This is a genomic window from Campylobacter sp. 2457A (genome assembly GCF_020135895.1).
GTDB lineage: Bacteria > Campylobacterota > Campylobacteria > Campylobacterales > Campylobacteraceae > Campylobacter_D > Campylobacter_D taeniopygiae.
In genome coordinates, this window is sequence record NZ_JACHTO010000018.1 from 1 (window position 1) to 23723 (window position 23723).

Annotated in this window: 20 protein-coding genes and 1 pseudogene; 14 read left to right on the top strand and 7 right to left on the bottom strand. The window is 28.1% G+C overall.

The features are described 5' to 3' along the window. Positions 1 to 871: 871 nt before the first annotated feature. Positions 872 to 1689, bottom strand: a pseudogene (locus H2280_RS08665) (Cj0814 family flagellar-dependent secreted protein); the annotation flags it as partial. 324 nt (positions 1690 to 2013) lie between these two features. Here H2280_RS08665 and H2280_RS06360 point away from each other — a divergent pair. Genes H2280_RS06360 through ccsA form a run of 4 tightly spaced genes read left to right on the top strand, consistent with a single transcriptional unit; the run spans position 2014 to position 9416 of the window. Continuing rightward, positions 2014 to 3984, top strand: a complete 1971-nt coding sequence (locus H2280_RS06360; protein WP_337215993.1) for a cytochrome c3 family protein — start codon at positions 2014 to 2016, stop codon at positions 3982 to 3984. 43 nt (positions 3985 to 4027) lie between these two features. Beyond that, positions 4028 to 6091, top strand: a complete 2064-nt coding sequence (locus H2280_RS06365; protein ID WP_337215994.1) for a rhodanese-like domain-containing protein — start codon at positions 4028 to 4030, stop codon at positions 6089 to 6091. 42 nt (positions 6092 to 6133) lie between these two features. Further along, complete coding sequence (locus H2280_RS06370) at positions 6134 to 6721, top strand: SoxW family protein (protein WP_337215995.1); 588 nt, start codon at positions 6134 to 6136, stop codon at positions 6719 to 6721. Next, positions 6714 to 9416, top strand: a complete 2703-nt coding sequence (gene ccsA, locus H2280_RS06375; protein ID WP_337215996.1) for a cytochrome c biogenesis protein — start codon at positions 6714 to 6716, stop codon at positions 9414 to 9416. Before H2280_RS06370 ends, ccsA begins: the two co-directional genes overlap by 8 nt. A gap of 34 nt (positions 9417 to 9450) precedes the next feature. Here ccsA and H2280_RS06380 read toward each other — a convergent pair whose 3' ends face one another. Further along, complete coding sequence (locus tag H2280_RS06380) at positions 9451 to 9867, bottom strand: PepSY-like domain-containing protein (protein WP_137624412.1); 417 nt, start codon at positions 9865 to 9867, stop codon at positions 9451 to 9453. A 103-nt stretch (positions 9868 to 9970) separates the two neighbouring features. Here H2280_RS06380 and H2280_RS06385 point away from each other — a divergent pair, with 103 nt between their 5' ends. After that, positions 9971 to 10489, top strand: a complete 519-nt coding sequence (locus tag H2280_RS06385) for a rhomboid family intramembrane serine protease (protein ID WP_137624413.1) — start codon at positions 9971 to 9973, stop codon at positions 10487 to 10489. 23 nt (positions 10490 to 10512) lie between these two features. Here the strand turns inward: H2280_RS06385 and rpoD are convergent, their stop codons facing one another. Then, positions 10513 to 12378, bottom strand: coding sequence for an RNA polymerase sigma factor RpoD (gene rpoD, locus H2280_RS06390; RefSeq protein WP_337196047.1), 1866 nt, complete (start codon positions 12376 to 12378; stop codon positions 10513 to 10515). A gap of 76 nt (positions 12379 to 12454) precedes the next feature. Beyond that, positions 12455 to 13348 carry a LysR substrate-binding domain-containing protein gene (locus H2280_RS06395; protein ID WP_137624438.1) on the bottom strand — a complete coding sequence of 298 codons (894 nt, stop codon included), beginning with the start codon at positions 13346 to 13348 and terminating at the stop codon, positions 12455 to 12457. Between the two features lie 150 nt (positions 13349 to 13498). On the opposite strand from H2280_RS06395, the gene H2280_RS06400 reads away from it, so the two are divergent. Next, positions 13499 to 14587: a YeiH family protein gene (locus tag H2280_RS06400; protein ID WP_137624415.1), complete on the top strand. Its 1089-nt coding sequence runs from the start codon at positions 13499 to 13501 to the stop codon at positions 14585 to 14587. A 90-nt stretch (positions 14588 to 14677) separates the two neighbouring features. After that, positions 14678 to 15250: a hypothetical protein gene (locus H2280_RS06405; protein ID WP_337215997.1), complete on the top strand. Its 573-nt coding sequence runs from the start codon at positions 14678 to 14680 to the stop codon at positions 15248 to 15250. 15 nt (positions 15251 to 15265) lie between these two features. Here H2280_RS06405 and rsmG read toward each other — a convergent pair whose 3' ends face one another. Together rsmG and ribA are read right to left on the bottom strand one after the other, a co-directional pair. Beyond that, on the bottom strand, positions 15266 to 15838 hold the full coding sequence (gene rsmG / locus H2280_RS06410) for a 16S rRNA (guanine(527)-N(7))-methyltransferase RsmG (protein WP_442862191.1): 573 nt from the start codon (positions 15836 to 15838) through the stop codon (positions 15266 to 15268). A 2-nt stretch (positions 15839 to 15840) separates the two neighbouring features. Beyond that, positions 15841 to 16401 carry a GTP cyclohydrolase II gene (ribA, locus tag H2280_RS06415; protein ID WP_337196045.1) on the bottom strand — a complete coding sequence of 187 codons (561 nt, stop codon included), beginning with the start codon at positions 16399 to 16401 and terminating at the stop codon, positions 15841 to 15843. Positions 16402 to 16467: 66 nt separating this feature from the next. Between ribA and hemB the strand changes: the two genes are divergently transcribed. The 6 genes from hemB (at position 16468) to H2280_RS06445 (ending at position 22043) form a co-directional block, all read left to right on the top strand. After that, positions 16468 to 17457: a porphobilinogen synthase gene (gene hemB / locus H2280_RS06420; RefSeq protein WP_337215998.1), complete on the top strand. Its 990-nt coding sequence runs from the start codon at positions 16468 to 16470 to the stop codon at positions 17455 to 17457. A gap of 371 nt (positions 17458 to 17828) precedes the next feature. Beyond that, positions 17829 to 18209, top strand: a complete 381-nt coding sequence (locus tag H2280_RS06425; RefSeq protein ID WP_337215999.1) for a hypothetical protein — start codon at positions 17829 to 17831, stop codon at positions 18207 to 18209. 13 nt (positions 18210 to 18222) lie between these two features. Next, entirely contained in the window at positions 18223 to 18714 is a 492-nt protein-coding gene (locus H2280_RS06430; RefSeq protein ID WP_137624421.1) for a DUF2603 domain-containing protein, read from the top strand. Then, entirely contained in the window at positions 18701 to 20056 is a 1356-nt protein-coding gene (hemN, locus tag H2280_RS06435; protein ID WP_337216000.1) for an oxygen-independent coproporphyrinogen III oxidase, read from the top strand. The genes H2280_RS06430 and hemN overlap by 14 nt, the downstream gene beginning before the upstream one ends. Beyond that, positions 20053 to 21318 (top strand): (Fe-S)-binding protein, encoded by a 1266-nt coding sequence (locus H2280_RS06440; protein WP_337216001.1) that lies wholly within the window; start codon positions 20053 to 20055, stop codon positions 21316 to 21318. Before hemN ends, H2280_RS06440 begins: the two co-directional genes overlap by 4 nt. Further along, complete coding sequence (locus tag H2280_RS06445) at positions 21315 to 22043, top strand: DUF5416 family protein (protein ID WP_337196055.1); 729 nt, start codon at positions 21315 to 21317, stop codon at positions 22041 to 22043. Before H2280_RS06440 ends, H2280_RS06445 begins: the two co-directional genes overlap by 4 nt. Here the strand turns inward: H2280_RS06445 and H2280_RS06450 are convergent. Then, positions 22040 to 22249 (bottom strand): hypothetical protein, encoded by a 210-nt coding sequence (locus tag H2280_RS06450; RefSeq protein ID WP_137624425.1) that lies wholly within the window; start codon positions 22247 to 22249, stop codon positions 22040 to 22042. The genes H2280_RS06445 and H2280_RS06450 overlap by 4 nt on opposite strands. 240 nt (positions 22250 to 22489) lie before the next feature. Between H2280_RS06450 and pepT the strand changes: the two genes are divergently transcribed. Next, positions 22490 to 23719 (top strand): peptidase T, encoded by a 1230-nt coding sequence (gene pepT / locus H2280_RS06455; protein ID WP_337216002.1) that lies wholly within the window; start codon positions 22490 to 22492, stop codon positions 23717 to 23719. The last annotated feature ends 4 nt before the right edge of the window (positions 23720 to 23723 follow it).

Genomic DNA, 23723 nt, shown 5'->3' on the forward strand with positions numbered 1-23723 from the left:
TTGTCTATATAGGGTTTTTATATTTACTTGTGTGGGTTTTTAATTGGTTTTTTAGGTTGTTAAGCTAGATTGTATAAAATTACTTATTTTTAAAGTAGCGTATAACGGTTTATTTTTTAATAGTTAAGAAATAATATTTATTTATAAAAGATAAATGAGTGTCTAAAAACTTAACAAACTTCTAAACCTTAATATTCACACTTCTATGTTTAGTTTTAGAACTTAATTTACTAAGATGATTGGTATTAGAGTTGGAATTGCTATCATTAGAATTGGAATTATCATTGCTATTAGAATTGTTATTTGTATTGTCATTATCTATTTTTACATTAAAAAGAATTTCTAATTCTTTTGCTAAATCAAATTTATTTTCAAGAAGTTTTTTTATAAGTTCATTTCTTATATTATCATCTTTATAAGTTTCTTTGTTTTTACTTTCTGCTTGGATGAGTTTGAAGGGTTTTTGAGTATTGTCATCTTGTGTTTTTTTATTTTTATTATTTGAAATGCTTTGTCCGTTAGGGAAAGTATGATAGATAATTCCTTTAGCTTTTTCTTCTGCTTCTAAATTTTCTATAAAGTCATTGTATCTTTCTTTAAAATCTAAATATTTAGTTTTAAACTCATTTAAACTTATATTAGAATTGATTAATTCATTGTATTCTTTAGCAAAATCTCTAGCTTGTTGTGCTAATTCAGTATTGCCTATGTTCTGACTTCTTTTGATATTTATTTGTACAGATAATCGCTCGCTGATAAATTCCCATTGATTATCTCCTGTTTCAGTATTTTCCAATGCAGAATTTCTAAAATGATTAGCATTCATAAAATTTTGAAAATCATTACGTTCTGCTTCGCTAACATTTTTATCAACTAAAATTTTTCCAAGCAATTTGGTATCGCCCTCTAAAAAATTAGTTGTTGCACCATAAAGTTGGGAATTTAAAAAGCCCATTAAAACTCCGCCCTTATCTATACTTCCATCTTCATTAATATAAGCATTTTTGTTTAATCTTGTATCTCCATTATTACTAAAAATATTATCAGTATTAATATCTTCAAAATATGAACCATTCCAAGTATTGAAACTAGCATATATTGTGTCTTGAGAGAAATCTATTTTTTCATATTCGTCTTTAGTGTAAATTTTAGTTATATTGTAATTTTTATCCATACTAAAACCATAAGGAAGGTTTTTTAACTCTTCTTGAGAAAAACTTGAATTTGAATTTGGGGTATGAGTTGTGAAAAAGCTTTATAAGCATTTCCTATAGTTTTAGCTATATCAACCTTATAATGTGTAGAAAAAATAAAATTATCACTTTCTTGAAAATTCACAAAACTTTCCATATCTTTAGCATAAATCTTATAATCTTTAGGTATTCCTGCAGCTTCATTGAAATCACTAGTGAAAAAACCATCTTCATCTACACCATAACCTAGTATTTTATTAACAGCCTTAGATTTATCACTTACTAAATTTGAATTTGTTTGTTTTAATGAGGTATTGTTTGAAATATTATTATTGTTTAAATTTGTATTATTGTTTATTTCTTTATTATTATTATCTACTGAATCATTTGTTTTAGAATTCTTTTTATTAGAATTTAAAGTATTTGTATAGTAATTATAATTTGAGTAAGAATTTATACTGTTTATCATTTTACTGCCTTTTAGTATATTGATCATTTCTACCTTATATATCGGTAGAAATGATGAGAAGTTTATATTTTAGGTTAATGCAAACTACTTACAATTTTAAAATATACTTAAAATAAATATATTTATAAATTATTTAATATATTTTATTGATTTAGATTAATATTTTATAAAAATATTCTCTATAAAATGATATAAAAATATTTTTTATTATAAAAATATTAAATTTATTAAATATTAAACTTAATTAAGATAAATTTAATACAAACAAATTTAACAAAATATAAATAATAAATTTTATTATATAAAAAATTTATTATTTATATAAATAAACAATTTCACAAGGTGTAAATTATGAAAAAAAATATTTTTAAAAATAGTTTTTTGTGTTTATTGCTTGGAGTTGGATTTTGTTTAAGTGCAAGTAGTGCAGAAAACCCTAATGTTTTAATACAGGGGCAAGCAGCACAAGATGGCAATACAAAACCAAGAACTCTTGAGGGTTATGTACATCAGGAGGATTCTTTTTTTAAGTATTTAAAAGAAAATCACCCAATGTTTAAATACGAAAAAGAAGGACGCATAATTGGTAAATATGCTATTAGTGATAGAGAGGAAGAATATGTAGAATTTTCCAATGGTCCAACATTTGCCGAGCAAAATAATTTAGCTCATGCTTCAGTTACTTATCGCTTAGGAATGGAATCATTTTTAGATTTTCCAAATAAATTTGTAGGACCTAAAAAGTGTGGAGAGTGTCATCCAGCTCAATATAAAGCTTGGGAAAGATCTCGTCATGCTAAAGTTGTCCGTTTTCCTGATGAATTTGAAGAGGTTGGAAATGATTTAAAAAAACCTATGTATAATTCAAAATCTACAATTTTGCCTGAAGGAATTTATCCTGATGACGTATATGTGATCATTGGAACTCCTAGAACAAAATATGGTTTTATAGATAAGTGGCTTGTGCGTGGAACTTATCATGTAGAAGATGGAAATCTTAGCAATATGACTGGAAAAATTGTTGCGGGTGGAAATCAATTTTCAAGGCTTTGGAGTGAATTTTTAACTCCTGAAATGGCTAAAAAAATTGCAGAATTTTCTCCAGGTTTTCCAACCACTTTGGAACAATTTGGTGGTGATGGTTCACAAGTTTGGGGAACAAATTCTTATGCGGCTCAATATCGTAAAAATATGCTCTTTCAACCGGCAAGTTCTTATTGCGAAACTTGTCACAGTTTTAAATTTGACTTTAAAAGCAAAGAAGAATTTTATAAAGCTTTAGGAAATGCAAAAGAACTTAGAAAACATACTATTTCTAAGGGTATATCTTGTGAAGAATGTCATGGAGCTGGAGCCCATCTTTATGGTGCTAGAGGTGCTGGTATGCCTTCAAATTGTGAAAGATGCCATCAAAGATTTTCTTATAATGAAGAAGATGCAAAGAAAAATCCTAGAAAGCCTTTTAATGTGTTTTTCAAATCAAGTTGCCCAGCTTGTGGAACTGAAGGTTCGCAAATGTATAGTTCAGCGCATTATGATAAAGGAATGAGATGTGCCACTTGTCATGATCCGCATGAAGTAACTTATAATGATTGGAAAGATGGATATACAAAAGTAGGATTGAAAAAATCCTGCACAGATTGTCATGATACTCAAGCAAGTTTCTTTAAACAAGGTGGAGTACATTCTAAAGATAATTGTACAGCTTGCCATATGCCAAATATGATGAGTTGTGAAAATTTTGGAGCTATTCAAAATCCAGATAAAGGAGGATTTGATAATGTTAGAGCTTCTCATATTTGGAAAATTAAAGTAGATAAAAATGCAAAAACTCTTAATCCGCCTGCAGGTAAAGAAAGGTCTCCAAAAACTCCAGGTTGGACTGTAGCTAGAGATGATGATGGAAGATTCTTCCTCGATCTTATGTGGGCTTGCGGACGTACAAGTTTTAGTGATCCAAATCTTATGGGGCCAGGTGCTAGTGGATGCCATAGTGCAGTTCAGTCTAATTTGCCAAAAAAACTTCATTTTAGTGATCAAGAAACAATTTATAATGTAGTTGTTGGTTGGCAAAAACCTGTAAAAGATGGATATGAAAATATTCTTAAAGGTATAAAAGAAATCGATAGAGCTATGGCTGAAAATCCTAAGCTATCTGTAGAGAAAAAATCTCGTGTAATTACCTTGACAAATCAAGCAAGAGCTATTGCAGATAAAATACAAAAAGATGGATCTTGGGGTGTTCATGGACCAGTTTATTCTAAGAAGATCGTTGATGAAGCTTTAGTTTATATACAAGAAGCCAAGAATATTTTAAAATAAAATTTTTCGCCTATTTTTTAGGCGAAAATCGAAGGAGAAAGGCTTGAAACGAAATTTTATCAAAATCATATTTCTTTTTTTATGTTTTTGTGGCAGTTTGTATGCAGATGGGAAAATAAAAATTGGTATTTTAGATGGCGTAACTCCTATTAGCATGAGTGATGCTGAAAAATTTTTATATCAAAAAAATGTATATTTTATTGATATAAATTCTAAAGAAGAAAGAGAGATGGCAGGGATTATCCCTAATGCTATTTTAGTTGATAGCCAAAATTGGCAAAATTTACTTCCAAGTGATTTGAATACTACTTTAATATTTTATGGATCTAATCGTTTTACTTATAATGCCTCAAATCTTGCAAATCTAAGTCAAAAGTTAGGTTATACTCATGTTTATGTTATGCTTGATGGTATAGAATCTTGGGTGTTATCTGGTAGAAAAGTTCAAAAAGAGCAAGTAGAAAGATGGGAAAATGCTACGAATTTGGCCGATTTTAAGGATAGTATTCACTCAAAAATGTATTTTGGAGATATTCCAAGTTGTAGAGATTGTCATGGAAAAGGTGAAGATAAAAAAATTATTCGCTATAGTAATGCTACAAATTTAGAACTTATCAATCAAAATTGTGCAAGTTGTCATAAAAATGTAGATCAAGAGTTTAAACATAGTATTCATCAAAATTTTAGTCAAATAATACTTGACGAAAATGGAAAAAAGAAAAAAACTCCAACTTGTACCACTTGTCATGATATCCATAGCAATAATGCATTGTTTAGCACTATGACTTTAAAACAAAGAAGTGATTTTAAATGCGGAGAATGCCACAAGGATAAACAAGATCGATATCATGATACTTTTCACGGAAAAGCTATGGTGTTGAATAATCCAGGTGATGCGCCTAAAATCGCTGCTTGTTATGATTGTCATGGTAAGCATAATATTTTAAAAGTTAATGATTTAAATTCAACCTTATCTTCTTTAAATCGTGTTCAAACTTGTGCTCAATGTCATCCAAATTCTAATGAAAATTTTTCAAACTTTATTGCACATGCAGATCATACAGATGGAAAGAATTTTCCATTGCTTCATGGAGCTTATGTTTTTATGACAGCTTTGGTGATTGGAGTTTTTGTATTTTTTGGATTGCATACTTTTCTTTGGAGTATTAGGCTTATTTTGGCAAGAATTTTTAATCCAATTCAATGGAAAAAAGCAAAAGAAGAGGCACATAGTGATAAAATTTTAATTAAACGTTTTTCAACTTTTCACAAAATTCAGCATTTTTTTATGGCTGCTAGTTTTCTTGGTTTAGCTTTTTCAGGATTGCCACAAAAATTTTATACAGCTCCATGGGCTCAAACCATGGTTAATGTTATGGGTGGACCAATTGGTGCAACGATTGTACATCATATAAGTGCTATTGTTATGTTTGCTGTATTTTTCTCTCACATAGGAGAAATTATTGTGGTAAATTGGAAAAGAAGGGATTTAGTGCGTGATCCTAAAACTGGAAAACTTGATAAAATGAAAATTTTAAAAGCACTTTTTGGCCCTGACTCTTTAATGCCGAATTATCAAGATTTTAAAGATATAAAAGCGCATTTTAAATGGTTTTTTGGTATGGGAGAAAGACCACAATTTGATCGTTGGACCTATTGGGAAAAATTCGATTATTTGGCTGTATTTTGGGGTATGTTTGTAATAGGATTTTCAGGATTAGTTTTATGGTTCCCGACTTTCTTTAGTTTGTTTTTACCAGGATGGATGATCAATCTTTGTTCTTTGGTGCATTCTGACGAAGCTCTACTTGCAACAGGGTTTATTTTTGCAATCCATTTTTTCAATACCCACTTTAGAGCAGATCGTTTTCCTATGGATATGGTTATTTTTTCTGGAACTCAAAGCGAGAGTGAAGTTAAAAATGAAAGAAATGTTTATTATAAACGATTGCAAGAAAGCGGAAAGCTCGAGAGTTTGTATGTGAAAAAATCTAGATTTGATTCTTATAAAGGTATAGCTAAATTAGCCGGTTATCTCATGCTTATTACAGGCATGGTGTTTTTATTCTTGATGATCTATGCTTTTATATTTGATTTATTAAAATAATTGCCTATTTTTTAGGCAATTATTTGATTGTGAAAGGAAGGAATGCTAAAAAAGATTATTTTAATTATAAATTTATTTGTATTATTTGCTTGTAGCGGTGATGATAAAATAGATAAAAATATTATTTCTAACGGAACTCAATCTTCTCAAGAAAATATAGAAATTTCAAACAATCTTGATATTAATTCTTATAAAGAAATCTCAAGTTTTTTTAAAAATAATCAAGAAATTATTTTTTCTAAAAAACCGACTTTGATTATATTTAGTGCTAACAACTGTATTTACTGTGAAAGATTAAAAAATGAGATAAAGAATAATGAAGAAATTCAAAAAATGCTTAGTAGTGACTATAATTCTTACTATATTAATATAAGTTATCAAAAAATTCATGATTATCAAGGCGAAAAAATAAGCACTATAGAGCTTTCTCAAAAACTGGGTATTGACTCAACTCCAACTATAGTTTTTTTTAATTCTGATGGAAAAATTTTATTTATCTATCCAGGTTTTATCAGTGCCAAACGTTTTATTTTAACCATGGATCTTTTAAAAAATAAACAAAATCAAGAATTAGATGAAAATGAACTTTTGAAAAAAATATTTTTAAGTTATAGGGAGAAAAATGTTTAGAAAAATCTTTTTTTCTTTTTGGATGAGTCTTGTTTTACTGTCTATTTATGCAATTTCTTGTGCGATTGCTACTTTTATTGAAAACGATTTTGGGACAAATGCTGCTAAAGCGATGGTTTATAATGCTTTTTGGTTTGACTTGTTGCATCTTTTGCTTTTGATTAATCTTATAGGTATTATTTTTATACATAAACTTTTTCAGAGAAAAAAATATGCCGCTTTATTATTGCATTGTGCTTTTATAGTTATTTTATTGGGTGCTGGAATCACGAGATATTTTGGGATAGAAGGCGGTATGCATATTAGAGAAGGACAAAGTTCAAATATCGTTGTTACTAGGGATGAATTTATAACTTTATTGCTTTACAATGATAATGGAAAAGTTAGAGAATATCAGTCTTTTGGAGTTGATTTTAATCCTTTGTTAAAAAATAGTTTTCAAAAAGAAATTCTAATTGAAAATAAAAAAGTAGATCTCAATTTACTTGATTATGAAAAAGCTTCTGATGCGATGAGTAGTCCTGTTATAAAGATAAAAATTTCTTTTAATGGAGACTCTAAGGAAATTTTACTCGTGCCAAATTATAATAATGAAAATGTATTGCCTTTTAGATTAGGAGGAGAAATTTTTGCACTCAATTGGGGTCCTGAAGAGATCACGCTTCCTTTTTCGATTGATTTGAAAGATTTTATTTTAGAACGTTATGCAGGTTCAATGAGTCCTTCATCTTACGCTTCGGATATTGAAGTGATAGATAAAGATAAAAGTTTTGAATATAAAATTTTTATGAATAATGTTTTAGATTATGGTGGATATAGATTTTTTCAAAGCTCTTATGATGAGGATGAAAAAGGAACTATTTTTTCAGTCAATAAAGATCCTGGAAAAATTCCAACTTATATAGGTTATGCTTTATTGATATGTGGTTTTGTTTGGATTTTATTTGATAAAAGATCGAGATTTGCTAAACTTTCAAATTATCTTAAAAATCAAAAAAATCTTATTTTGGTGATTTTTTGTCTTTTTATTGCACATACTAAGGTTTTTGCCGAATGGGATAGCTTAAAACTTGTGCAAAGCATCAAGGATAATTCTTCGCAGCATTCTTTGCTTTTTGGTAGTTTATTGGTTCAAGATTTTGATGGAAGAATTAAACCTATGGATTCTGTAGCAATGAATTATATCCATAAGATTATTAAGAAAAATAATTTTTTAGGATTAAATTATAATCAGATTTTTTTAGGCATGACTATGTATCCACAAAATTTTCAACATATAAAAATGATTAGCGTAAAAACTCCGCAGATTAAAGAGATTTTAGGGGTGGATAAAAATGAAAAATATATAGCTTATAGTGATGTATTTGATAAAGAATTTTACAAGCTTACAAATTATGTTGAAGAGGCGAATCGTAAAAAGCCTGTTTTAAGAAATCAATTTGATAAAGATATTTTATCCTTAGATGAAAAAATCAATATAGCTCATTATATTTATAGTGGAAAAATTTTTAGAATTTTTCCAGATCCAAGTCAAAAAACATATACTTGGTATTCTCCAGCTACTTCTATGCCTTTTGAGTCAAAAGATATAGAGAATATACAAAATTTACTTTTAAGGTATTTTTTTGATTTTGATCAAGCTTTAACAAATAAGGACTTTTCAAAAGCCGATGAAGATATAAAGAAAATTAAGGATTTTCAAAAATATTATGCTCAAAATCTTATTCCATCCAAAACAAAAATTAATTTAGAGATATTTTTAAATCACTATAATATTTTTAATAATCTTGTTTTTGTTTATATTTGCTTGGGCGGTATGTTTTTTATTCTTCTTTTTTATGAAATTTTAAGTTTAAAAAAGACATCAAAATGGTTTAAAAGAGTGTTATTTTTGCTAATTTCCTTTAGTGTAATTATTCACGCTCTTGCTTTGATCATTCGTTGGTATATTGGTGATCACGCACCTTGGAGTAATGCTTATGAAAGTATGGTTTATATCGCTTTTGCTTGTGCTTTTTCTGGTGTGATTTTTTATAAAAAATCTCCTTTAGCATTTTGCACAGCAAGCATTATGGCAGGAATTTCTTTATTTGTTGCTCATCTTGGTTTTATGGATCCTCAAATTACAAATTTAGTGCCTGTATTGAAGTCCTATTGGTTAAATATCCATGTTTCTATTATCACTGCAAGTTATGGTTTTTTAGGTCTTTGTTTTTTACTTGGAATTTTTACTCTGTTTTTATTTATGTTAAGAAATAAAAAAAGAAAACAAGTTGATCAAAGTATTTTAAATTTGCATTGCATTAATGAAATGGCGATGATATTGGGTCTTGCTTTATTAACTATTGGTAATTTTTTGGGTGGAGTTTGGGCTAATGAAAGCTGGGGAAGGTATTGGGGCTGGGATTCTAAAGAAACGTGGGCTTTAATTTCTATCGTTGTTTATACTATCATTTTACATCTTAGATTTATTTCTGTATTTAACAATCCTTATGTTTTTGCAACGGCAAGTGTGTTGGGATTTTATTCTATATTGATGACTTATTTTGGAGTGAATTTTTATCTTTCTGGGCTTCATTCTTATGCAGCTGGAGATCCTATGCCTATTCCAATTTTTTTATATTTCTTTGTGTTTTTTACTTTATTTTTTATTGTAGGAGCTTTTTTCAAAAACAAATTAAAAAGCCCTATTTAAGATGAAAAAATGAGGTGTTTAAAAACGCTTCATTTTAGTAGTCTAAATTTTTATGTAAAATTGTACCATTAAAATCGATATAAATTTTTATCCCATTACTGAGTTTTATTTTATAGTAATTAATCTTTCTTTCAATTTCTCTAGCCTTAACGTTTGGAAATTTATTTTTTATAATATCGATGATATTAGGTGGGAGAAAATTAAAATCAAAAGGATCTAATTTGCTTTCTATTTCTTTCCAAGTTCCATCGGATTCAAACTCAAGTTCTAAGCCATTGCTAAGATAAACTTCATAGGAGTTTCTATCTCTTTGAACTATACCTATAGGAACATTAAAATTTTTTTTAAGAAAAGTCTTAATATTATCAGGTAGATTATCAGGGGATATGATAATATCAGCATTTAAGTGTGTAAAAAAAATACAAATAAAGATTAAAAAAAATATTTTCAAGTTAATTTCCTAAAATATAATTTTATTATTTTAATTAATTTTATGTGAATTTTATGTGAATTTAAAGAAAATATTACAATTTTTTTCAATAAAGGTTTTAAATTTGATCACTTTGTTTTTAATTTTTTTAAATATTATAGTATATTTTACTGTGCCTTATAGCAATTATAGCCTATTTGGACTCAATGTTTTATTTTTTAAAGGCGATTATTGGCAAATTTTAAGTTCTATGTTTTTACATGGTGGATTAACGCATCTTATACTTAATATGATAGTGCTTTTTCAATTTGGCAGTGTATTGGAAAAATATTTAGGAAAGATATATTTTTTACTGGTTTATTTTATCGGTGGTATGTTTTGTTCGCTTTTGAGTGTTGCATATATTTATTTTTTTGATTCTAATGTTAATCTTATAGGTGCTAGTGGAGCAATTTGTGTTTTGATGGGTTATTTTGCTTTTTTAGATAGAAAAAGCACTTTGGGGATTATTATTGCCATCTTGCTTATGAGTTTTGCCCCTTTGATTATGGGGATTAATATAGCTTGGTATGGACATATATTTGGTTTTATTTGTGGCTTTGCTTTGGCAAAAATAATAAGCATTAAAAAAAGATACTCTTAAATTGGAAGTAAAGCTTAAAACTTTTACTTCCAACCTTCTATATAATTTTTTAATTTTCTACCTACTTTAGGGTGTTTTAATTTTTTTATAGCCGAACTTTCTATTTGACGCACTCTTTCTCGTGTAACATTGAGTTCTTTTCCTATTTCTTCTAAGGTTCTATCACTTTCATCATCCATTAAACCAAAACGCATTCTAATAACGGTTTTTTCTCTTTCATTAAGCTGATCTAAAACCTCATCTATTTGTTCTTTTAAATCATCTTTGAGTATATGATCTATAGGAGAAAGAGAATTTCTATCTTCTACAAAGTCTCCAAATTTGCCATCATCATCACTGCCAATCGGCGCTTCTAAGGAAATAGGTTCTTTGGTGATTTTTATAACTTGTTTTACCTTATCTACGCTTAAACCAACTTCTTTAGCTATAACATTTACATCAGGCTCTTTGCCGTCTTTTTGTAAATGTTCTCGTATGATTTTATTGATTTGATTAATGGTTTCTATCATATGAATAGGAATTCTTATTGTTCTTGCTTGATCAGCAATCGCTCTTGAGATGGCTTGACGTATCCACCAAGTCGCATAGGTTGAAAATTTATATCCTCGTTTATATTCAAACTTATCAACAGCTTTCATAAGACCTATATTGCCTTCTTGGATAAGATCTAAAAATGGCAACCCGCGATTAGTATAACGTTTTGCTATGCTGACAACTAAACGTAAATTTGATTTAGCCATTCTAGTTTTTGCTTCATCTGATATTTTTTTACCTCGTTTGATTTGCTCTAAAATTTCTTTGAGGCGTTCTTTTTCTAGATCAAAGCTTTTTTTACTCGCTTCTTTTGTTTGAAAAAGCTTTTTAATTTCCATGTAAGTACTTACCATAGTCGCTTCAAGTGCTCTTTCTGTGATCTCTTCTTTGCTAAGTTTTGTGATATCTTTGAGTATATCAGCATGACGATTTTTTAATTCTTCTGAAAACATAGGTAGGCGATATTCAAGGCGTTTGAGTTCTTTATCAAATTCTTCATCGCTTTTGAGTGCCGTTTCTATTGACTTGACTATTTCACTGATTAATTTAGAAGTTGGCCCTAGATCCATTAATTTTTCTTTTAAGATATTTTTCTTAAATGCAATACCTAATTTATCTAAAAGTTCATCTCCACTTTCTTTATCTTTGGAAACTTTCAGCCAATCTTTTTTCGCTTTTTCTAATGCTTTGAATTTTTCTATAACCTTTAAGGTTCTTTCATCCTCTTTTTTATTTGTTTTTTTAGGAGTATCTTCTTCGTTTTCTAATTCTTCTTCGTTTTCTAATTCTTCTTCATCAATATCATCAAGTTTATCTCCATTTTTTTCTTCATCGTCAAAACTTTTAAAGAGTTCTTTTACTCTTCTTTCTCTATTGATTAAAGGTTCGCGATAATCTAAAATGAAATCTATAAGATAAGGAACAGAGCAAAAAGCGTCGATGATGATATCTTCACCAAGTTCAATTTTTTTTGAAATTTCAACTTCTTCATCTTTGCTTAAAAGTGCGATTTGACCCATTTCTCTTAAATACATACGTACAGGAGAATCAGATCTACTCCATTCAAGTAAATCATTTTCATTAGCTAAGTCAAATTCATTTTCAAGGCTAATATCTTGAAGTTTTTGTTTTTCTTCTTGTAGTCTTTTCGCGTCTTCAATATTCTTCATTTGTGCAATCTCTGCAGCTGAAAATAATTGCACTTTATGTTTTTTCATTAGAGCGGTTATTTTTTTAACGGTGGCACTATTAGGTTGCTTGTCTAGATATTTGACTAGTTTTTCATAGGTGATGTAGTCTTCTTCGTTTTCTTTAAATAATTCTTCAAGCTCTAAATTTTGAGTTTTAGCATTCATCTGAATTTTTCCTTAAAACTTTGTAATTATAACCTTTGATTTTATCATAAAAATGCTTAACTTTTTTATAATTTTTTTATTTGATTTTATAATTTTTGAGAAAAAATTCAAATTTTTCTAAGGCTCGATTGAAGTTATAATTTTTTCTTTTTAAGGTATAAAATTTACGTTCAAAATTGATATTTTTGATTTTTACTTCATATAAAATTTTATTTTCCAATTCTCTTTCTATGCTTTTTTTTGAAAAAACAGAAATTGCTTTTTTTTGTAAAACAATTTCTTTAATAGCAGTCATTCTATCAATCTCTAAAAATATTTTTAATTTTTTAGCAGTGGAACCAATTTCATTTAAAAATTTATCCCTAAGTCCAGATCCCATTTCTCTTAGAATCCATTTTTCATCTAATAACTCATCAATAAAAAATTCTTTTTTACTGAGTGTTTTATCGCTACTTGCAACAATGAGTTCATCCTTTTTCCAAAGTTGCATATCCAAATCTTCATATTCTAATAAAGTTGGGTTTAATTCTGTTTCAATTAAGGCAAATTCTATATGGCCATTTTTTAACAAATTAAGACATTCTTTCGAATTTTCTGTTTGAAAATGAATTTTAATTTGTGGATAATTTGACTTAAATTCAAACAAAATAGGACCAAGAAAATGTTCAACAATACTTTGAGTAGCTGCAATTTTTATATCTCCTAAAAGTATATTTTCATCGTGCAAATCTTTTAAACTTCTATGATATTCTTGCACTAATTTCATCCAAATTTTTCCCAAAAATAAAGCTTTAGGAGTAGGCAATAACTTTTTGCCCAATCTTTCAAATAAAACCCCTCCTAGACTATATTCAATATTTTTTATTATAATTGAAATACTCGATTGTGTTACACCAAAGTTGTTAGCTGTATAGGTAGGACTTTTTGTATTTAAAAGATCTAAAAAAATTTCCATATCTTTAATTTTCATAGTCATTAATTTAACCTTGCCTTAGTTTTCATTAAAATATTTTATCATAAAAATTAAAATAATATATTTTTATTATATTACAAAAATAATTATAATTTCAATAAAAATATTAAAAAATAATATTTTATAATTTTTTAGAAAGGAAATATAATGAATACAAAACATATTAAAAATATAATCAAATCTAATACTAAGGGCTTGATTTTTACTGCATGTATTGTAGTTTGCTCTATGTATCTTTCAAATATCCAAAGTATCAAAGATGCGACACATCTTGCAGCTACGGCATTTGCTATTATTATTGGAGTTTTACTTTCTCCATGGTTTTTTAAATATCAACACACTTTTCAAGCTGGAGTTCATTTTAGTGCTAAAAAGCTTTTAAGACTAGGTATAGTTTTATATGGTTTTAATATCACATTAACCGAACTTTTAAGCGTGGGTTTTAATGGATTTATTCTTTCTGCTATTGTTGTGTCTTCTATTTTTATTACTTCTGTAATTGTTGGAACAAAAATATTCAGACTTGATAAAGAAACCTCTATGCTTGTAGGTGCTGGTAGCGCTATTTGTGGTGCAGCGGCTGTATTGGCTTTAGAATCAAGTTTAAAAAGTGATCCTTTTAAAGGAATTTTGGCAGTAGGAACAGTGGTTATTTTTGGACTTATTTTCATGTTTTTATGTCCATTTGGCTTTGCTTTCGATCTTATTCCTGGCTTTGATCAAAATGCTATGGGGGTTTATATGGGAGCAATTTTGCATGAGGTAGCTAATGTCGCTGGAGCTGCAGACATGGCAAAGGATATGGCAAATTTTGATCAAAAAGCTGCAAATATTGCAATTATTATTAAAATGATGAGAGTTATTCTACTTGTGCCATTTTTGCTTATAGTAACTTATTTTGTTGCTAAAAATCAGCACTCAAGCCATGGAAAGACTGCTAAAACCCTTACTATACCTTATTTTGCTTTTGCTTTTTTAGGAATGATAGTATTTAATACCTTTTTAGCAAGTAGAGAAACTTTTTTAGGTATTGATACTAACACTATAGTGAGTATTGGAAGAAATCTTTGTACTATTTGTATTGTATTTGCTATGGCAGCTTTGGGCTTACAAATAGATTTTAAAAAGTTTTTAAAAAGTGGCGCAAGAGTTTTTGGATTGGCTTTATTTTTAGGAATAACGTTATTAATAGGAGGGTATTTTTTAACTCTATTATTTAAAGGAATTCTTTGGTAGTAAAATATTTTTAAAAGAAAATATTTTTCATTTAAAAATATGTATTATAATTTAAAGTCATTTTAAAAAATTCATTAAAAAGGAAACAAAATGAAAAAGATTTTGATCAGTGCAGCGGTTTCTTTATTGCTTGCTTCAAATTTAAGCGCATTCTCTTTTAAGCAAGATAGTTTAAAAGTTGATTTTGAAGGTTATAAAACTAAAGATATGATCGGAGTAAGCGGAGAATTTAAAGATGTAAAATATAAATTCTCTAAAAAAGCTAAAGATTTAGTAGGCTATTTAAAAGGTGCAAAAGCTGTTATTAAACCAAGTAGTGCTTTTATGGGTGAAGGAAATGATGTGATCACTCACAATATCACTAAGGTATTTTTCCCAAAATTCTTAAATAAATCCGATATTAAAGTTATGTTTCAAGATGTGATCGCAGGAGATAATAAAGGTCTTATTTCTGCAAAAATTACTATGAATAAAAAAAGTATAATAGTTCCTCTAAGTTATACCATAGACAACAATAAATTTGTTGCCAAAGGACAACTTGATTTACACGCATTTAAAAACAGCTCTGAAGCTTTAAAAGCTTTAAGTGATGCGGCTCCTGGTCACGGAGGAATTTCTTGGCCTTTAGTTGATCTTACTTTTAGTGCAGATATAGTAAAATAATTTTTAAGTAGCTTTTTAGCTACTTAAAATGCAGTATTTTCTAAATCCGCTTTCAAAAATTTGATAATTTTTATTTTCTAAACCCTCTAATTCCTTATAAATTTCACTACCTTTCCATAAAATAAATGTCGTTTTTTCAGAGCTTAAATCTTTACAAATTTGAATTAAAGGTTTTACATCCATTAAAGCTCTAGAAGTAATAACATCCGCTTTAATATTATTTTTATTTTCTTGTACTTTTTCTTTGTAAATATTTAGATTAGATAATTCACATTCTATTTTTATTGTTCTTAAAAAAGCGGCTTTTTTAGGATTTGGTTCAAAAAGATAGAAATTGCTTTCAAGTAAAAAGGCTAAAAAAATAGCAGGAAATCCCGCCCCGCTACCTATATCAGCTATATTTTTCACTTTAGAAAAATCAAAAAAACTAAGAATTTTTATGCTGTCTATAATATTTTCTTCGATATTTTTAATTTGAGTGAGATTGTGAATTTTATTAAATTTGATCAAATTTTCTTGATAAATTTTTACCTTTTCCTCAAAATCTTTTTGATTGAAATTTTCTAAAATAGAGTATAAAAAATCCAAATTCAAAGCAAATGTCCCATTTGTGATTGCTTAATATCTAAATAATTTTTATTAAAGCGGTTTGGATTGATAAGCACGGGTACTCGTGCTAAAATTTTATCTTTTAAGCTTTCTAATTTTTCTGGATTATTTGTAAGTAAATTGATCTTAGAAATTTTATAGTGTTTGAGTATAAAATCTACTATTTCATAAGTTCTTTCATCGGCTTTAAAGCCAAGTTGATGATTAGCCTCTATAGTATTTAAGCCTTTATCTTGGAGGGCATAAGCATTGACTTTATTGAAAAGCCCTATACCTCTGCCTTCTTGTCTAAGATATATAATCATACCTCCATTTTGCTCAATGTATTTTAAAGAGAATTCTAATTGCTCCCCACAATCACATTTTAAGCTTCCTAAAGCATCTCCTGTTAAACATTCTGAATGAATTCTAAGATTTAATATATCTTTTGGTTTGTCTTTAAAAATACATAGATGCTCTTTATCGTTTTCTTTAAAGCTTTGTATTTTAAAATTTCCCCATTTGCTAGGCAAATTTGCTATTTCTGAAATTTTTATAGTCATTGGTCACTTTCATGAATAAATTTATGTTAAAATTTTATAACAATTCTAACATAAAAAGGACAAAAAATGTTTAAACGCTTTAGAAGACTTAGAATGAATGAAAATTTAAGATCAATGGTAAGAGAAAATTCTTTAAATATCAATGATTTGATTTATCCTCTTTTTGTTGTTAATGGCGAGGGTATAAAAAAAGAAATTTCATCTATGCCAGATGTTTTTCAAATGAGTTTGGATGAAATTTTAAAAGAATGCAAAATCATTGTTGATCTTGGTATAAAAGCGATTATACTTTTTGGAGTTCTTGAAAATGATAAGAAAGATAGTTGTGGAAGTGATGCACTTGATGATGAGGGGCTTATTGCGCGAAGTATAAGAGAAATTAAAAAAGAATTTCCTAATCTTTTTGTTATCAGCGATCTTTGTTTTTGTGAATATACAGATCACGGGCATTGCGGTATTATCAACGCAAAAACCAAAAGCGTGGATAATGACGCAACTTTAAAAATTTCAGCTAAACAAGCCTTAGTTCATGCTAGAGCAGGGGTTGATATGATAGCACCAAGTGGAATGATGGATGGTATTATCGAAACCTTGCGTCAAACACTCGATCAAGAAGGCTTTGAAAATTTACCTATAATAGCGTATTCTACTAAATTTGCTTCAAGCTATTATGGACCATTTCGCGATGTAGCAGAATCAGCTCCTAGTTATGGCGATAGAAAAAGTTACCAAATGGATTTTGCTAATGCTAAAGAAGCTTTGGAGGAAAGTTTAGAAGATGAAAAACAAGGAGCTGATATTTTAATGGTTAAACCAGCTCTTGCTTATCTTGATGTGGTAAAAGAAATCTCACTTCATTCAAATTTGCCTTTATGTGTTTATAATGTTAGCGGTGAGTATGCCATGTTAAAGGCCGCAGAAAAAGCAGGTGTGATTGATTATGAAAAACTATTGTATGAGACAATGATAGCGTTTAAAAGAGCAGGCGCAAAACTCATCATTACTTATCATGCTAAAGAATTGGCTATAATGTTAAAAAATGAGGTAAAATTATAATTTAATAAAAGATACGATTTTTTATTAAATTGGTAAAATAAAAAACACTTAATTGTATTTTTTAAGTAAGAATGATTTTTATTGCAATTGATTTACCTTAAAGGGAGATAGAATTTATGGACTTATCATTGTTGTTTAATATTATGATGTATATATTGCTTGCTTACTTATATTGGACTTTATATAAGGTAGTAAGAATTTTTGATTTTGCTAAGAGATTTGAAAATGCTTTTAAGAAGAATAAGCAGTATATTTATATTGAAAATCCTTTATTTAAAAGTAATAATTATTCGCAACGATTTATACTTTGTTATATTGTGATTATAATTTGTTTAATAGTTTTATTTTTTATACTTAAAAAATTAGGTTGGTTGTCTATAATTTCATCTAGAGATTTGTTTGATTTTTTCTCTACAGCATATATTTTATTTTTTTTATGGGCAATACTTTCATGTATTTTTTTACCGATTTTAATTTGTGTATTTGGCGATAGTATTGTGCAAAATGAAGATGGTTTTTTGGTTAGGGCTTTTGGCGAAGAATATTTTTTTGAAAATAAGAAGTTTACTCTTTATATAGATAAAGCTCTTATGAATTTTCGACGCGGACCAATACTTCCACATCAAATGATATATCTTCAAAAAACAAATGGAGATAAAAACGATATAATACTTTGTCTTTTGCCAAATACTGCTAAAAATAAAAAATTTATAGAAGAAAAATTGATTTTACAAGTTAAAGAAGAAAAATAAAAGGAGTTTTTTGATGAAAGAGCTTGAAAAATACAGCACTTGTTTAAAACGTATTGATGAATTTAGTCAAAATTTGGGTATGAAGAAAGAAGATAGAGCTATTTTTGAAATGAGACAGTCAAGCAAAGAAAATGAAGCTTGTTTGGTACTTAAAAATGGTAATTTTGATTCTCCCGAGCCTTGGTTTATAGTGGATGAAAATGATGAAATCCATACCATGATTTCTTTGAGTAGTTTGAAAAATATTTTAGAAAGTTTAAAGCAAACTCAAAAGGAAAATTTTGAATTAAAATTAGAAAAGGCAATTTATCAGCAAATTCCTATAGATTTTAATGATGCGTGGGTGGTTGCTATGGATGAAATTAAAAAGCGTGTTAAAGAAGGCTTGATGGAATTTAATATAGATTTAGAAAAGCTTATTGTGGATATTAAAAAAGAGCATCCTAATTTATTTATGGATATGGAAGCTATGGTTGAAAGGGTAAAAAATAATGAGAAATTATAAAGCTTTTGTAAAATATTCCAAAGCAGGGCCTCGTTACACATCTTATCCTACGGCTGTGGAATTTAATACCGATTTTAAATATGAAGAGTATTTAGAAATTTTAAAACAACAAGACAGATCTTTATCGCTTTATTTTCATTTGCCTTTTTGCAGAAGTGCTTGTTATTTTTGCGGATGCAATGTGATTTATACTGCAAAAGAGGAAAGCAAAGAAAGATATTTAAATTATATCCTTAAAGAGCTTGATATTTTAAGCTCTATAATCAATACAAAAAAAGAAGTAGTGCAAATGCATTTTGGCGGAGGAACTCCTACTTTTTTTAGTGCTAAACAACTTGAAAAACTTATTTTAAAAATTAAAACTGTGTTTGAAAATTTTGCTTTAGATGCTGAAATTAGCTGCGAGATTGATCCTCGTTTTTTAAATGAAGAACAAGCTGATATTTTAACTAAATATGGTTTTAACCGTATTAGTTTTGGAGTACAAGATTTTGATGAGAGGGTGCAAAAAGAAATTCATAGAATTCAACCTTTTGATTTGACTAAAAATGCTTTAAAATTAGTAAGAGATAGAGGCATAAAATCCGTTAATATGGATTTAATTTATGGCTTACCTTATCAAACTTTAGAAAGTTTTACTCAAACTTTAGAAAAAATCTTGATTTTAAATCCAGATCGTTTGGCAATTTTTAATTATGCCCATGTGCCTTGGCTTAAGAAAAATATGAGAAAATTTGATGAAAACACTTTGCCAAGTCCAGATATAAAACTTCAAATTTTAGAATTTTGTGAAAAATTTTTAAGTCAAAATGGCTATAAAATGATAGGAATGGATCATTTTGCTAAAGAAAATGACGAGCTTTTTAAAGCTTTAGAAAATGGCACTTTGCATAGAAATTTTCAAGGCTATACTACCAAAGGTGGTGCGGATTTGATCGGTATAGGGCTTACTAGTATCGGTGAGGGAAAAAAGCATTATGCGCAAAATTTTAAAGATATGCTAAGCTATGAAAGGGCTATTGATGAAGGAAGATTGCCTTTTGAAAGAGGTGTGAAATTGAATTTTGACGATGAGCTTAGAAAATATGTGATTATGAATTTAATGGCTAATTTTAAGCTTAATATTAAAAAAGTCGAAGAAGAATTTAAGATAAATTTTAAAGAGTATTTTAAAGAAGATTTGAAAGCTTTAAAAGAATATGAAGATTTTTTAAATATAAGCGAAAACGATATTAAAGTTAATGAAACGGGTGTTTTATTGATACGCAATATCGCTATGTGTTTTGATGTTTATATGAAAAATATCAGTGAAGAAAAGAAAGTTTTTTCTAAAACAGTATGAATTATGTTTCAGATCTTTGCGTAAAATGTGGCAAATGCATACCTAATTGTACTATTTATGATATCAATCATGATGAGGTTACAAGCCCTAGAGGTTTTTTAGATCTCATAGCAATGTATAAGGAAGGAAAATTACAGCCTAATAAAGAACTTGAAAGTGTTTTTGAGTCTTGTTTTTTATGCAATTATTGCGTGGAGATTTGTCCTAGTAAATTAAGCGTGGATAATGCTATAGAAAAAATGCGTTTTGAACTAGTAAAAGAACTCGGTATGCCTTGGTATAAAAAAATCATACTTTCATGCTTGAAAAGTCGAAAATGGCTTGATATATTGGCAAAATTAGGCTATATATTTCAAAGCTGTGCTTTTCATATTCAAAATAAAGATTTTGAAAAAAATTTAGGTATGAGGGCTAAATTTTCAATGCCTTTTGTGAAAAAAGGTCGATTTTTATCAAGTTTTAATAAAAAAAGTTTTTTAAATTCAAATCCTGATTTTATAGACAATGGTGGAAGCAAAACCATAGGTTTGTATGTGGGTTGTTTGACGAATTATTGTTACACACAAACAGGTTTTTCTACATTAAAAATTTTAAAAGAGTTAAAAATCAATGTTGATTTGATGAAAAAACAAGCTTGTTGTGGGGTGGCGCATTTTTTTTCCGGAGATTTTAAAAGTGTTGAAATTTTAGCTAAAAAAAATATAGAATATTTTGAGGAAAAATTGCAAAAACTTGATGCGATAATTATCCCTGAAGCTACTTGTTCTGCTATGCTAAAAATTGATTATGAACGTTTTTTTATGATGCATGATGAACAAGAATGGGCGAATCGTGCTAAAAAAATTTCTTCTAAAATTTATATAGCAAGTCAATATCTATATCAATTTACCTCTTTAAAAGAACTCTTAAAGAATAAAAAGCAAAAAAAATACAGCATTACTTATCACGATCCTTGTCATGCAAGAAGAGTGCAAGGAGTTTTTAAAGAGCCAAGAGAATTATTAAAAGCTAATTATACTTATATAGAAATGCAAGATTCTAATACTTGTTGTGGCTTTGGTGGAATAAGTATACAAACAAAGCATTATGATAAAACTTTAAGCGTGGGTGAAAAAAAAGTAGAAATGATCAATCAAACCATGGCACATTTTGTAAGCGCTGAATGTTCAGCTTGTAGGATGCAAATTTCTAATAATTTGGAGCAAAAATCAAGTAAAGTAGTTTTTGCACATCCATTAGAACTTATTGCTGAGGTTTTATAATGAAAATTGTTTTTACGGGAAAAAGTAATGAATATGAGATTGAAAAATCCGGCTTTTGCAATGAAGCATTTGTGATTAAGGATAAAATTGCCAATAGAGATGGGGTAGATTTTATCACTAAAAATGTTAGTGTTTTAGAATTTAGTGATGAAAGCTTTTCTTTTGATGAGATTATAAAACATTTAGAAGTGAATGTCGGCGAAGATATTATTATCGTGGAAAATTTTTTCGAAAAAGAAGAAAGCAAAGATGAAATTAAAAATGAGCCTAAAGAAAATGTAATTGAAAAATCAAGTCAAAAATTTCAAATTATAAAATCATTTTCTAGAATTTTTGAGAATGCTAATTTTATTATTAAAAGTGAAGATGATATTCAAAGTGATATTATAGAGATTTCCAAAGAAGATAAGCTTGAAATTTTTAAAAATATAGAATTTGAAGAAATGGAAGTTAGTTTTGTTAAGCTTGAGATTATGGATTATGATAGCTCTTATGATAGTTTAAATTTTGATCTTGAAGCCTTTCCAAGCGGTGCAAGCTATAAATATGGGATTTCTCTAAACACTATGTATGTGATTTTACAAGGAAAAATGTCAAGTGTTTCTTTATTTCGTTTTTTAAAGAGTTTTGTTTATAAAAATAAAAACGAAAAAAGTAGCCACAAAACTTTTTCCTTGACATTTAATCGTAGTGTAATTTATAAGCTAAGTGTTTCTTTTGTTTAATTATTAGTGATATTTTCTATATTTGAGCGATTTTTTTCAATTAAAGTTCTATTTTTCTTTGCAATTTCCTTGAGTTCTGCAATATCTTCTTTTGCATTTTGAATATTTTGATTTAAGAGTTTGATTTTTCTTTCATAACGCATAATAATAATAAAAATTGCAAATAAAAATACAATAATTAAAAATACAAATAATAAATGCTGCATCTTTACTCCTTTTCTTGTGTGTAATACTATAACATTTTTCTTAAAAAAAAATGATTTTTTGTAAAAAATAAATAATTTTATTTAAAATTAAGAATTGACTATTATATAATTATTTTAATCAAAGATTAAGGGTTTTTGATGAATTTTCTTTTTGAAAATATATTTTTACTTCTTTCTTCAATAAAAAATCTTACAAAAAGATTGAATTTATTATTGCTAAAATTTTACAAAGGATAAAGTATGAATTACAAACAGCTTCAAATTGATAATTTTTTTAATTATCTAGCCATACCTTCTCAAAGTAACGCAAAGGTTCAAAATTTACCGAGTTCTAAGGGACAATACGATTTAGCGCTTTTATTAAAAAAAGAACTCGAAAATTTAGGACTTAGTGATATTTTGTTGCAAGATAATGCTATATTAACCGCAAAACTTAAAGGAAATTCAAATAAAAAAAGCGTGGGCTTTTGTGCTCATTTAGATACAGTAGATGTGGGTCTTAGCGATGTGATAAAGCCTCAAATTTTAAAATTTACAGGTGAAGCTTTATGTTTAAATAAAGAAAAAAATATTATGTGCGATCCTAAAGATCATCCTGAACTTTTAAAATATATGAATGAAGAGATCATCTTTTCAGATGGAACAAGTGTTTTAGGGGCTGATAATAAAGCAGCCATTTCAACCATCATGACTTTGCTTCATTATTTGGTTCATGAAAAATGTGAGCACGGGGATATTTATGTAAGTTTTGTTCCTGATGAAGAAATAGGACTTAGGGGTTCTAAAATGCTTGATCTTAAGCATTTTAAACCTGATTTTGCTTTTACGATTGATTGCTGTGAGCTTGGAGAATTAGTATTTGAAACCTTTAATGCTGGATCAGCTTTTATAGAAATACAAGGGGTAAGTGCACATCCTATGAGTGCTAAAGGGGTGCTTTTAAATCCAACTTTGATAGGTATAGATATCGCTAATTGTTTTGATAGATTGCAAACTCCAGAAAATACAGAAAATGATGAAGGTTATATTTGGGTGCAAGAATTTCATTCTGATCAAATCAAAGCAAGTTTGTATCTAAATATTAGAGATCACAATAAACAAAAATATGAAGAAAAAAAACAATACATTAAAGAAGTGGTTGAATTTATGCAAAAACGATACAAAAGATCAGTTATATCCTTAAAAATAGAAGATGTATATTCTAACCTCAAAGATAGCATGAATGATCATAACAAAATAGGCTTAGAAATTTTACATCAAGCTTTTGATGAATGCAACATTAAGCCAAAAACTTTTCCTATGAGAGGTGGAACTGATGGAAGTGCTTTAGCCTTAAAAGGTTTATTTGCACCAAATTTTTTCACTGGAGCGCATAATTTTCATTCTGCGTTTGAGTTTTTACCCTTAAAATCTTTTTATCAAAGTTTTGAGGTGGCAAAAAGTATTATCAAAATCGCATCAACAAAATAAGGAG

Coding starts and splice junctions, on each gene's coding strand:
- H2280_RS06360 (WP_337215993.1), top strand. CDS start 2,014: ATGAAAAAAAATATTTTTAAAAATAGTTTTTTGTGTTTATTGCTTGGA.
- H2280_RS06370 (WP_337215995.1), top strand. CDS start 6,134: ATGCTAAAAAAGATTATTTTAATTATAAATTTATTTGTATTATTTGCT.
- ccsA (WP_337215996.1), top strand. CDS start 6,714: ATGTTTAGAAAAATCTTTTTTTCTTTTTGGATGAGTCTTGTTTTACTG.
- rpoD (WP_337196047.1), bottom strand. CDS start 12,378: ATGAATGCTAAAACTCAAAATTTAGAGCTTGAAGAATTATTTAAAGAA.
- H2280_RS06395 (WP_137624438.1), bottom strand. CDS start 13,348: ATGAAAATTAAAGATATGGAAATTTTTTTAGATCTTTTAAATACAAAA.
- H2280_RS06400 (WP_137624415.1), top strand. CDS start 13,499: ATGAATACAAAACATATTAAAAATATAATCAAATCTAATACTAAGGGC.
- H2280_RS06405 (WP_337215997.1), top strand. CDS start 14,678: ATGAAAAAGATTTTGATCAGTGCAGCGGTTTCTTTATTGCTTGCTTCA.
- ribA (WP_337196045.1), bottom strand. CDS start 16,401: ATGACTATAAAAATTTCAGAAATAGCAAATTTGCCTAGCAAATGGGGA.
- hemB (WP_337215998.1), top strand. CDS start 16,468: ATGTTTAAACGCTTTAGAAGACTTAGAATGAATGAAAATTTAAGATCA.
- H2280_RS06430 (WP_137624421.1), top strand. CDS start 18,223: ATGAAAGAGCTTGAAAAATACAGCACTTGTTTAAAACGTATTGATGAA.
- hemN (WP_337216000.1), top strand. CDS start 18,701: ATGAGAAATTATAAAGCTTTTGTAAAATATTCCAAAGCAGGGCCTCGT.
- H2280_RS06440 (WP_337216001.1), top strand. CDS start 20,053: ATGAATTATGTTTCAGATCTTTGCGTAAAATGTGGCAAATGCATACCT.
- H2280_RS06450 (WP_137624425.1), bottom strand. CDS start 22,249: ATGCAGCATTTATTATTTGTATTTTTAATTATTGTATTTTTATTTGCA.
- pepT (WP_337216002.1), top strand. CDS start 22,490: ATGAATTACAAACAGCTTCAAATTGATAATTTTTTTAATTATCTAGCC.